Genomic DNA, 12,173 nt, shown 5'->3' with positions numbered 1-12,173 from the left:
TTACACCTCTGCCAAGTCGCCGTTGTTTTGTAGCCAAGAACGACGGTCATCTGCACGCTTTTTACCTAGCAGCATGTCCATCATTTCCATGGTCGCCGTAGAGTCGTCAATGGTTAACTGCACTAAGCGACGCGTGTTCGGATCCATGGTGGTTTCACGCAACTGAAGTGGGTTCATCTCACCCAGACCTTTGAATCGTTGCACATTGATTTTGGCTTTCTTCTTCGACAAGCGCTCTAAAATGCCATCTTTTTCATCATCATCGAGGGCGTAGAACACTTCTTTCCCGCAGTCGATTCGATACAGAGGCGGCATCGCCACATAGATATGACCCGCTTCCACTAGTGCGCGGAAGTGACGAGTAAATAGAGCACAAAGCAGCGTTGCGATGTGAAGACCATCCGAGTCCGCATCGGCAAGGATACAGATCTTACCGTAACGAAGACTCTCGAGGTTGTCGCTATCTGGGTCAATACCCAAAGCAACGGAGATATCGTGTACTTCTTGAGACGCAAGAACTTGATCGGCAGAGACTTCCCACGTGTTCAAGATCTTACCACGTAGTGGCATCACGGCTTGGAATTCACGGTCACGTGCCTGTTTTGCCGAGCCACCCGCAGAGTCACCCTCCACAAAGAAGATTTCAGTGCGACTTAAGTCCTGTGCTGAACAGTCGGTCAACTTACCTGGCAGTGCTGGGCCGGACGCCACTTTCTTACGTACGACTTTTTTCGCTGCACGCATACGACGGTGTGCGTTAGCGATACAGACTTCTGCCAATTGCTCTGCAAGCTGAGGCTTTTCGTTCAACCAAAGACTGAACGCATCTTTTACAACGCCAGAGACAAATGCCGCGGTTTGACGAGAAGACAGACGTTCTTTGGTCTGGCCTGCAAATTGCGGGTCTTGAATCTTAACCGACAGCACGTAAGAACAGCGGTCGAAAACGTCATCACCCGTTAGCTTCACACCACGAGGTAATAGATTACGGAACTCACAGAATTCGCGCATCGCTTCCAACAAGCCTTGGCGTAAACCATTAACGTGCGTACCACCTTGAGCGGTTGGGATTAGGTTAACGTAGCTTTCGGTGATCATCTCACCGCCTTCTGGCTGCCAAATTACCGCCCAGTTTGCCGCTTCAGTATCCGCCAAGAACTCACCAGTAAATGGTTCTTCAGGAATAACTGGATAGCCTTTTACACCTTCCGCAAGATAGTCTTTCAAACCATCTTCGTAGTACCACTTATAGTCTTTGCCATTAACTTTGTCGGTTAATGTGATTTCTAAACCCGGACACAAAACCGCTTTTGCGCGCAGGTTGTTGACTAGGCGCGTCACAGAGAAGTTAGCCGAATCGAAGTACTTCGCATCAGGCCAGAAATGTACGCTGGTACCGCGATTGCGACGACCACATGTGCCAGTTACGGTCAGATCAGACACTTTCTCGCCGTGTTCAAATGCAATTTCATACACTTGACCATCACGACGAACTGTTACTTCAACGCGTTTTGACAACGCGTTTACTACAGATATACCTACCCCGTGCAAACCACCAGAGAATTGGTAGTTTTTGTTAGAGAACTTACCACCCGCATGTAGCTTACATAGAATTAGCTCTACGCCTGATACTTTCTCTTCTGGGTGGATATCAACAGGCATGCCTCGACCATCATCGATCACTTCGAGTGATTGGTCAGCATGTAGGATGACTTGTACTTTTGAGGCATGTCCGGCTAGCGCTTCATCGACACTGTTGTCGATAACTTCTTGGCCCAAATGGTTTGGGCGCGCTGTATCCGTATACATCCCTGGTCGGCGACGTACTGGCTCTAAGCCATTCAGTACTTCAATGGCACCAGCATTATATTGTTCAGTCATAATACGGAATTATTCTCAAAGTTTACTTGTTGCCTGAGTATCACCAATGGGCGTACCCATACTCAGGAAACGAAAAAGCCACCCTGTTCACATCACTAAGAGTTTGTAAACATGATGCATAACAAAGTAGCCAGGGTCCTCGACCCTTAAGATCTTTTGGCAAAACATAGTCGGAAAGCATACCGCCCATGTCAAGAAACGGTTGGATATATCAATAAAAACTATGAGCCTTTTCCAATCGCTTTCGAATTACAGTTCTAGAAATTCGATAATCTGTGCAGGATAACGCTCAAAGCCTACAAAACTGTGATCACCGCCTTGTTCTACTGTTTGCTTAGCGTCTGCAAACTTATCTACCGCTTGTCGATAGTCTAAAACCTCATCTTCTGTTTGTTGCAATAACCAAAAAGAATGTGGCGACGCGATGCTTTGTACATCAAGAGCTTTTAACTCGTCAATATGACAAGCTTCAAGTGTATAGGTTTCATGCGTATATGGGTTAGTTTGCTTACCCAAATAATCTACTAGCAACTCATAAGGCTTGACTGCGGGGTTGACCACTACCGCTTTAAACCCAAACTTGTCATTTAGCCACGTTGACATAAAACCGCCTAATGAACTGCCCACTAGACCAATTTTATAGTCGTCTTTATATTGCTCGATAATATACAACAACATTTTCGCCGCTTGCTGAGGATAACAAGGTAACTGGGGAACAATCACCTTAATATCAGGCCTATGTTGCTCGCAGTAGGCTCTCATCACATTCGCTTTCATGGAGAGTGGAGAGCTATTAAAGCCATGGATATAGAGAAGAAGTGAAGGTTTACTCATATATATCTCGCACAAAAAAGCGAGCCCGAACAGAGAGCTCGGGCGCGTTAGTAGCCGTTAGAAGAGAAGTCTGGTTGGAACTGGCCATCAGGAAGCCGACCTACTTGGGTCGTAATATCGCCACAAGCGTGTAGTTGCAGCTCCCGCCAACCAGGCGAAGTGGTATCAAGGGCAAAATCATCCGAGTTAGGCTTAAACTGAACACAAGTTGAGGGTGTTGCCATCACTCGAATACCCTTGTGAAGCACATTCATATCTTGATGAACATGGCCACAGAGAATGCCTTTCACGTTATCAAAACGCTCGACAACCTGCCAAAACGCTTCGGCATCTTTTAAAGTATGTTGATCAAGCCACGCGCTTCCCACCAGTAACGGGTGATGATGCAACAAAACAAGTGTGTGTCTTTCTGGGTGTTCGGCTAGCTTTTCTTCGAGTAGCGTTAATTGCTGATCACTCAAGCGCCCATGAGGAACGCCAACCACTTGCGAGTCTAAAAGAATTAACTGCCAATGCTCGCCAAGCAATACATGCTCTGCGGCTTTGATTTGTGGCGAAGGCAAAACACTGCCCATATTAGGCTTGTAATCATGATTACCAGGTAGCCAAAAACAGTCTTTCTCTAGCGGTTCAATGCCGTTGGCAAAGCGCTGATAAGATTCTGCACTATGGTCTTGGGAAATATCCCCCGTCGCCAAGATGTAATCAAACGCCACGTTGCGGCGTAAAACATCAGCAACAACAGCATTGAAGCTATCGACTGTTTTTACGCTTAGCAAACTTCCCTCATCGGCAGCAAACAGATGAGTATCCGTAATTTGTAAAAGTTTGATGCTGTCACTAGATGATTGCAAAATGAAAACCTGATTCGTCCACTATATCGTTATTTGTTATTTTCCTTTAGTGACGTGACGATCAATTGAAGGCAAGTGGTGTTCTACTGATACCACTTCGTAAACAAAACGTCAGCCATTCACCGAGGAATGTGTTTAATTGATGCTTTTCATCTTTCTGCATCAGTTGGTCATTGGGATAATCATACTTAGCTTTTATGCGAGAGAACTCTCCGCTTGAGCATACTTCGGCTACTCTCGCATCATGATAAAGCCTGACAGACATCGTCGGTAAAGGAAACACTGGCGTTTCATCACTCTGACATATCTCAACAACTGTGGTGTATTTTGTGATTTCATTCACGGTCAATTGGTAAACCATGTTCGCCGCTTGGTAGCAACGTACATCCCCAACTTCAGCAGAAGCAGGCAATAAGGCATTCAATTTAGCGTAGTTGGTCTCATAGGTTCTCATAAGACCAGCTAAATCAACATGATATTGTTGTTTTTCAGCCAATTGTGCCATTACTCACTCTCCACCGTTTGGGATTGTCCCCATTCTGACTTTAACTCTTGATGGTGTAATTGCAGCCATTGCAACGCAATAATCGACGCACCATTTTCAAATTTCCCGTCCTTCACCCATTGATACGCCGTTTCACGACTCATGACATGAACCCGGATATCTTCATTCTCATAGTCTAAACCATGAATGCCGTGCGCTTTAGACGCATCCACTTCACCAACAAAGACGTCTAGCTTTTCCGAGCAACCACCAGCCGAAGGATAATAGGACGTAACAGGTACAACGCGCCCCACCTGAATCCCCGCTTCTTCGACAGCCTCTCGACGAATTACGGCTTCAGCAGATTCATCGCGGTCAATCATACCGGCGACAATTTCTAGCTGCCAAGGGTGTTCATGTTCCAACGCGCCAATACGAATCTGTTCAATGATTACGACCTGGTCCGCCTTTGGATCATAAGGAAGCATCGCTGCTGCGTGACCACGCTCGAACATTTCTCGTTCGACAACTCCACTCCAACCACCAGCAAATAGCCTATGCTGAAAGCGGTATTTCACCATTTTGAAAAAACCTTCAAATAAGGTTTCTTTCGAGATGACTTTTACATCTCGCGAAGTAAAATCTTGTTGTTGTTTGTCACGCTGTTGCATTCAACACCTCTCTGAGTTAATCCTGTAGTTTACTCATTGTTATTCGCTTGCTCAAAGGACTTGGCTCAACTTTTTGTATAATAGTTACAAATTAATTTAAGTCTTTGCTAAAAATTTATTGCACAAGTGGATAATTACGTGTAAAAAAGTGCAAACTTTAGAGTAAATATCGTGCAAATTGAGTTAAACTACTGAGAATTAACCAATCTATGGACCGCGGGAATAGAAAATGAAAAAATTGCTTCCACTATTTATCAGTGCAGCGCTAGGTAGCATGAGTACGTCTGCGTTCGCAGACTCTTTGGCTGAAATCTACGACTTGGCAAAACAAAATGATCCACAATTGCTCAGTGTAGCAGCACAACGTGACCAAGCTTTCGAAGCAATCACCTCAAGCCGTAGTGCTCTATTACCACAGATCAACCTTACTGCGGGTTACAATTTAACTCGTGGTGATACTGAATACGATTCAAATCTAATTAGTGACGTATCAAACGATGGCAACGCGCTAACCGCTGGCGTTAGCTTTTCACAAGCACTTTACAACCGCGCATCTTGGATCTCTCTAGATACTGCTGAGAAAAGTGCTCGCCAAGCAGACGCAACTTACGCAGCGACGCAACAGGCACTGATTCTTCGCGTGTCACAAGCGTATTTTGAAGTTCTACGCGCACAAGATAATCTTGTTTTCGTACGTGCAGAAAAAGCCGCGGTTGGCCGTCAACTTGAGCAAACTAAACAGCGTTTTGAAGTAGGTTTGTCTGCAATCACTGACGTGCATGACGCACAAGCTCAGTACGACCAAGTGCTAGCGGACGAAGTGTTGGCAGAAAACGCGCTAACTAATAGCTACGAGTCACTGCGTGAAATTACAGGCCAAGAGCACAAAGATCTCAACATTTTGGACACTGGCCGCTTCACTGCTAGCCCATCGACCGTACCAGCTGAATCGCTCATTGATGAAGCAAAAACCAAAAACCTGACCTTGCTATCATCACGTATTCTTCAAGACATTGCGCGTGACAATATTTCACTAGCAAGCTCTGGCCACCTACCAACGCTCTCTCTAGACGGTGGTTACAACTACGGTGATACTTCTCATAGCTCTCGTGACAACACGACAGACAACTTCAATATTGGTGTGAACCTTGCTGTACCGCTATACACAGGTGGTAACGTAACCTCTCAAACCAAACAAGCTGAATACGCGTACGTGGCAGCAAGCGAAGATCTTGAAGCACAGTACCGTAGCGTAGTAAAAGATGTTCGCGCACAAAACAACAACATTAACGCCTCTATCGGCGCATTACGTGCGTATGAGCAAGCGGTTATTTCTGCACGCTCTGCACTAGAAGCAACAGAAGCTGGCTTTGATGTAGGTACTCGTACTATCGTTGATGTACTGGACGCGACTCGTCGTCTATACGATGCGAACAAAAACCTATCGAACGCTCGTTACGACTACATTTTAAGTGTTCTTCAGCTACGCCAAGCAGTTGGTACGCTAAGCGAACAAGACATCTTAGACGTTGATGCAGGTTTGAAAGCGGCAAAATAACCGCGAATTGAATACTTCAGGTCTTAATAAATAAAAAACGCCAGTTGAGTTATCAGCTGGCGTTTTTTATTACTTGTAGTTCAGAGCCTAAAAGTGCCTCTGAACTAAAAGTATCAAAAAGGCCTCACTTAGCGACCTTTATGAGCAAATAGCATTTCAATTCTAACAAACAGCAGGCTTAGCCCTTACCGCCTTTGATTGCATTAATGATTTCACTGGTCGAGCAGCCATCTTCAAAGTTCAATACACGAACTTCACCACCCGCCGCAATGACTTCTTTACCACCAGCAATCTCTTCTGGTTTGTAGTCACCGCCTTTTACTAGCAAGCTTGGTAGAACTTCTGAGATCAAACGCTGCGGCGTATCTTCACTAAATGGTACAACCCAATCCACAGCGCCCAAACCTGCCAACACCGCCATGCGGCGATCGGTTGGGTTTACCGGACGACCAGGGCCTTTAAGGCGTTTTACTGACTCATCGGTATTTACCGCAACGATTAGGCGATCGCCCAGTTCAGCAGCATGGTTTAAGTAAGACACATGCCCAGCGTGCAGAATATCAAAGCAGCCATTTGTCATAACGACTTTCTCGCCACGAGCACGTGCTTTTTTCACCGCTTCGATCAATGCTTTTTCTGAAATCACACCGTAATCCGTGTCTTGGCTGCCATGTACCGCTTCTGCTAATTCAATCTCAGAAAGCGTTGACGTGCCTAGTTTACCAACCACAACACCTGCCGCTGCGTTCGCTAAAGCGCACGCTTCTTCAAATGATTTGCCTGCGGCAACAGACGCTGCCAATACAGAGATAACCGTGTCGCCCGCACCTGTCACGTCGTACACTTCTTTCGCTTGAGTTGGAAGGTGGAACGGTTCCTGGCCACGACGAATCAAGGTCATTCCGTTTTCGCTGCGTGTCACCAAAAGCGCTTCAAATTCAAACTCTTCAACCAAAGCCAGTGCTTTCTCTACTAGCTCTTGGTCAGATTTCACTTTACCTACAACGTCTTCGAACTCTTTCATGTTTGGCGTAAGAAGTGTTGCGCCACGGTAGCGTTCAAAATCCGCACCTTTCGGGTCAATGAAAACCGGAATATTTGCTGCGCGCGCTTTTTGGATGTATGCCTGAACATGCTCTAACGAGCCTTTTGCGTAGTCAGACATAATCACGGCTTTAACGTTTGGTAGTGCGGCATCCATTCGAGATAACACTGGCGCAGAATCTGTGTTTTCAAACTTGTCTTCGAAGTCGAGACGAATAAGCTGTTGTCCACGGCTCATTACGCGAAGCTTCGTAATCGTTGGGTAATCAGGCAGTGCAACGAAATCGCACTTCACATTGAGTGAGCTCAGCGTCTCCGTCAGCACTTTTGCAGGCTCATCTTCCCCAGTTAGACCAACAATGTGAGCATGGCCACCTAGTGATGCGATGTTCATCGCAACGTTCGCAGCACCACCAGGACGCTCTTCATTGTTTTCTACTTTTACAACAGGAACCGGCGCTTCAGGAGAAATGCGTCCGGTTGGGCCATACCAGTAACGATCTAGCATGACATCACCGATGATGAGCACACCAGCGCTGTTGTAATCAGGTAGAATTGGTTTCATTGTTGGTCTCCAAAAATTAAATCGAAGTGAGTTTATCACAGCCCTTATCGAGGCTAAATATATGGTCTTAACTGAACCACTGATTCCAAGCCTGTTTTACCCACTCCCTTTCGGCAACAAACTTATCTTCCACCACATCAGCGTCTAAATTAAGTAGATTTCGGCGGTGTATTTCGTTTCGCATTGTCGTGTAAGCACGTATCAACTGCATTGCTTGGTCTTCGTCCATAACATCTTGCGCAATGAGCGTTTCAAAGATGCGCACATTATCACACCAACGCGTCAATTTCGGCTTATCGTGACTATAGTTGAGCACTAGGTACTGAGCGAGAAATTCGATATCGGTAATCCCACCTACATCTTGCTTGAGCATAAAGCGGCCTGGCTTTTTCCCCCCAAGATGACCGCGCATTTTTTCTCTCATTTCGACAACGTCTTTTTTCAGTTCAGCTTGATCGCGTGCTTTGCACAACACATCATGCCGCGTATTGTGAAATGCAATTGCCAGTGGTTCATCACCATAAATCATGCGCGCGCGGACAAGTGCTTGATGTTCCCATGTCCACGCGTCTTGATGTTGGTAGTCGTCGAACGCGTCTGTTGGGCTAACCAACAAACCCGATGCACCGGACGGACGCAATCGGGTATCGACCTCGTATAAAATACCGGAAGCGGTGCGAGTGGAGAAAATATGAATGATACGCTGTGCTAAACGAAGGTAGAACTGACGACCATCAATCTCTTTCTTGCCGTCAGTGTAGACATTGACGGGGCAGTCATGCATGAAGACAATATCCAAATCGGAGTTATAGCCGAGCTCCCACCCTCCGACTTTACCATAACCAATTACAGCAAAGCCTTTACCTTCACGATCTTTCACATGCGTTGGCTCGCCGTACTTTTCAGACACTTGCAACCAAGCCTGACTGATCACCGCATCAACGATAGCTTCCGCTAAATAAGTTAAATGGTCACTCACTTTCATCACTGGCAATGCGCCAGCAATATCTGCCGCTGCAATACGCAAAATACAAATTTGCTTAAACTGACGCAACGCTTCCATTTGCTGTTCCATATCATCTTCAGGAATACGCGCCAAATAATCACGCAGCTCTGTACGGTAACTGTCTAATGGAATGGGATTGTATAGCTGCGCAGGGTCGATCAACTCATCAAGCAAGATAGGATAACGAGACAGCTGCTCTGAAATCATTGGGCTTGCGGTACACAAACGTACGAGCTGCACCAGAGCCGCTGGATGCTCATCCAATAATTCCAAGTAAGTTGTGCGAGTGCAGATGTTGTGTAGCAAGTGAAGTACACGAGATAAACCAAACTGTGCATCAGGATGGGCAAAGACCGCATCAAACACTTTCGGCATCAAACGATTGAGCACTTCGCGTCCACGTGGGCCTAACGTTTTTTTGGCCAGATCGGTTTTAAAGTTGATGATGGTTTTCGCGCATGAAGCAAAGTCTTCAATCTGAATATCCTGCTGCAAGATATGCTCAAGAACGTCTTGTTTGTCGGCCATATCCCATAGCTCATGAAAATGACGAGCAACGGTAGTCCCCTCGTCTTCTTCATCATCACCAATTAGTGATTCAAAAACTTGGTGAACATTTGCCATATGCTGCTGGGTTTGCTCAATTAATTGCTCCCAACAGCTCATTTTCATCGCAGTGGCGAGCTTTAAGCGTTCGGTTTCGCAATCAGGCATTGTCTGGGTTTGCTTATCCGCCATTGCTTGCAACAAGTTTTCTAATTGACGCAAGTACTTGTATGCAGCTTCTAGATCGCTGACTTCTTTTGGAGTAAGCAATGCCAGTTCTTCAATGCCTTGCAGCGTTTCCAACAGCCCTCGATTACGCAAAGAAGGCTCTCGACCACCTCGAATCAATTGAAAAACTTGAGCGATAAATTCAATTTCTCGGATGCCACCCGCACCTAGCTTAATGTTGTTATTCAACCCTCGGCGGCGAACCTCGCTACTGATCATCGACTTCATTCGACGCAAAGATTGAATCGCACTGAAATCAATATAACGACGAAAAACAAAAGGGCGCAGCATTTGGCGTAGCTCTTGATACTGCGGGTACATCTCACATCCCATCACCCGAGCTTTGATCATCGCGTAACGTTCCCAATCTCGTCCCTGTTCTTGGTAATAATCTTCAAGTGCGGCATAGCTCATAACCAAGGGGCCACTTTCTCCAAATGGGCGAAGCCGCATGTCGACGCGGTAGCAAAAACCATCGAAGGTTTGTTGGTCGAGCGCTTTGATGATGCGTTGACCAAGACGAGTAAAGAACTGGGCATTGGCAATGCTTCGGCGTGCGCCTTGGGTTTCACCATTCTCTGGGTACGTGAAAATTAGATCAATATCGGAAGAAAAGTTTAGCTCGCCACCACCCAGTTTCCCCATGCCGATAATTAACATCGGCTGCACTTCACCGTCCTCACTTGTTGGCGTGCCCCACTCCTGACAACACACTTGATATTGCCATTGATAGGTTTCAAAAATCATCGCTTCTGCCAACTCAGATAAGTGGCTTAAAGACGTCTCTAGAGACCATGCATGCGTGAAATCCTTCCACGCAATGTACACCATTTCTCGGTTGCGAAACTGACGCAACACGCGATGACCAGACATCTCATCAGGACATTGTTCCAACAGTTCAGCAAGACGTGAGCGGTAAGACTCCTGACGACTTGGCTGCGCTAACATACTTGGCAACTCACGGCCTAGGACTTCATCGCGATGAATGGCTTCGGTTATAAATTGGCTTAAGCCCGCCACATAACGAAATTGCTGCGCAACCTCATCGGGCCAAAGGGGAAAATAACCTGCGTCTTGGGCGTTTTGTACGGCAGATTCAGCGATAGAAATCAGTGGCGAAGGCAGCTGCATTTTTCTTCCTTGTTTGAAAAGCACGGTAACTCATTCTTTATACCAGACTGAAAGCAAATAAAAACGCCCACAAAAGGTTTGTGGGCGTTTTATCAAAAGTTCGGGATCGAATATTAAACTTGGAAAGATTTGATCTTCTTGTCTAGCTCACCTGCATTATTTTGCATCATTTCAGAGGTTTCTAGCAGCTCGGTAACGACAACAACTGAGGCTTCCACCAACTCACGTACATTGGTGAGGTTTTGGCTCATCTCTTCTGCAACACTGCTTTGCTGACCAGACGCCGTCGCGATCTGGAAGTTCATGTCATTGATTTGCGTCACTTGCCCAACAATACCATCGAGCTCAGATCCAGCATTAGAAACCAGCTCGTTTCCATCTGCCGCTTCTACAACGCTTTTTTCCATGAGTTCTACCGCAGATTCAGCACTGGTTTGCAGCTGTGCGATCATCTCTTGAATTTCTACCGTCGCTTGTTGTGTACGTTGGGCAAGGTTACGAACTTCATCTGCAACCACAGCAAAACCCCGCCCAGCCTCGCCAGCTCGCGCCGCTTCAATCGCCGCATTCAGTGCAAGCAGGTTGGTTTGTTCAGAAATGCCTTGAATCGTCCCCACAACGCTACCAATAGCTTCAACACGTTCTTCAACTTGGTTAACCGCTTGTGCCGATAAAGCGATATCCGACGAAAGTTCACTCATTTTCGCCATTGTACTTTGCAAGAACTGCTGACCAGAAATTGCTTGCGCGGAAGCTTGCTCTGTTAGAGAAGATGCCGTCTGGGCATGTTCCGCAACCGTTTGGACCGTCGACGACATTTCACTCATCGCCGTAGCAAGTTGATCAATTTCGTTAAACTCTTCTTGCGCCGATTCCTTCGTTTCCGACATGCTCAGTGTCATGACTTCGGTGAGCGTTGATAATTCATCAGACGCATTAATTTGCATTTGAATCACATCGTGCAATTGTCGACGTGTCTTTTCTAATTCACGTGCCACGTCTCCGTATTCATCTTTACAATCCATACCAAATGGAACAGAGAGGTTCTTGCTCGCCATCAGTTTGATCGCGTCGCTCAAATACTGTGTTTGACGCAACATCACTCTAGCCGCCGCTAATAAGAGCACGACAAAAACCACTATCAATAAGGCGGTTTGCCAAGCAACTTGCGTTAAGTATGCTTCATAATGCTGTTGGGCAACTTGCGCGTTTTGTGTCGCCGCTAAAAGTGAGTCGTAAAAAGTGTTTGCGTCCCACAGTTGTTTTGCCACGATCAGGACAGTACTGAAGACCATCAACATGACCATTTTAGGCACCAGTCGAATGTCGGATATGACCCTTTCCCATGGCTTAAATGCCAGCTTTTCCATT

Annotated in this window: 9 protein-coding genes; 1 reads left to right on the top strand and 8 read right to left on the bottom strand. The window is 46.3% G+C overall.

Features of this window, described 5'->3' with window-relative positions:
- The 5 genes from parE to nudF form a co-directional block, all read right to left on the bottom strand.
- Positions 1-1,881, bottom strand: a complete 1,881-nt coding sequence (gene parE / locus R7Z10_RS20265) for a DNA topoisomerase IV subunit B (RefSeq protein WP_005387417.1) — start codon at positions 1,879-1,881, stop codon at positions 1-3.
- A 249-nt stretch (positions 1,882-2,130) separates the two neighbouring features.
- On the bottom strand, positions 2,131-2,715 hold the full coding sequence (yqiA, locus tag R7Z10_RS20260; RefSeq protein ID WP_213917032.1) for an esterase YqiA: 585 nt from the start codon (positions 2,713-2,715) through the stop codon (positions 2,131-2,133).
- Between the two features lie 47 nt (positions 2,716-2,762).
- Complete coding sequence (gene cpdA, locus R7Z10_RS20255) at positions 2,763-3,569, bottom strand: 3',5'-cyclic-AMP phosphodiesterase (protein WP_005387419.1); 807 nt, start codon at positions 3,567-3,569, stop codon at positions 2,763-2,765.
- A 61-nt stretch (positions 3,570-3,630) separates the two neighbouring features.
- Positions 3,631-4,074: a DUF1249 family protein gene (locus R7Z10_RS20250; protein WP_017633603.1), complete on the bottom strand. Its 444-nt coding sequence runs from the start codon at positions 4,072-4,074 to the stop codon at positions 3,631-3,633.
- Positions 4,074-4,724 (bottom strand): ADP-ribose diphosphatase, encoded by a 651-nt coding sequence (gene nudF / locus R7Z10_RS20245; RefSeq protein WP_213971584.1) that lies wholly within the window; start codon positions 4,722-4,724, stop codon positions 4,074-4,076. Before nudF ends, R7Z10_RS20250 begins: the two co-directional genes overlap by 1 nt.
- Before the next feature lie 229 nt (positions 4,725-4,953).
- Here nudF and tolC point away from each other — a divergent pair, with 229 nt between their 5' ends.
- On the top strand, positions 4,954-6,282 hold the full coding sequence (gene tolC / locus R7Z10_RS20240) for an outer membrane channel protein TolC (RefSeq protein ID WP_005379884.1): 1,329 nt from the start codon (positions 4,954-4,956) through the stop codon (positions 6,280-6,282).
- A gap of 178 nt (positions 6,283-6,460) precedes the next feature.
- Here the strand turns inward: tolC and hldE are convergent, their stop codons facing one another.
- From hldE to R7Z10_RS20225, 3 genes are all read right to left on the bottom strand, one after another.
- Positions 6,461-7,891: a bifunctional D-glycero-beta-D-manno-heptose-7-phosphate kinase/D-glycero-beta-D-manno-heptose 1-phosphate adenylyltransferase HldE gene (hldE, locus tag R7Z10_RS20235; protein ID WP_017633601.1), complete on the bottom strand. Its 1,431-nt coding sequence runs from the start codon at positions 7,889-7,891 to the stop codon at positions 6,461-6,463.
- 67 nt (positions 7,892-7,958) lie between these two features.
- Positions 7,959-10,802, bottom strand: coding sequence for a bifunctional [glutamate--ammonia ligase]-adenylyl-L-tyrosine phosphorylase/[glutamate--ammonia-ligase] adenylyltransferase (gene glnE, locus R7Z10_RS20230; RefSeq protein ID WP_213971583.1), 2,844 nt, complete (start codon positions 10,800-10,802; stop codon positions 7,959-7,961).
- A 113-nt stretch (positions 10,803-10,915) separates the two neighbouring features.
- The gene (locus R7Z10_RS20225; RefSeq protein WP_318100775.1) at positions 10,916-12,172 is read right to left on the bottom strand and encodes a methyl-accepting chemotaxis protein; all 1,257 of its coding nucleotides are present in this window, start codon (positions 12,170-12,172) and stop codon (positions 10,916-10,918) included.
- Position 12,173 lies beyond the last annotated feature (1 nt).

It is taken from the genome of Vibrio sp. Vb1018 (genome assembly GCF_033338775.1).
In the GTDB taxonomy this organism is placed as follows: domain Bacteria; phylum Pseudomonadota; class Gammaproteobacteria; order Enterobacterales; family Vibrionaceae; genus Vibrio; species Vibrio alginolyticus.
The sequence above is the reverse complement of the archived record's forward strand: the minus strand, read 5'-3'. Positions and strand labels throughout refer to the sequence as shown.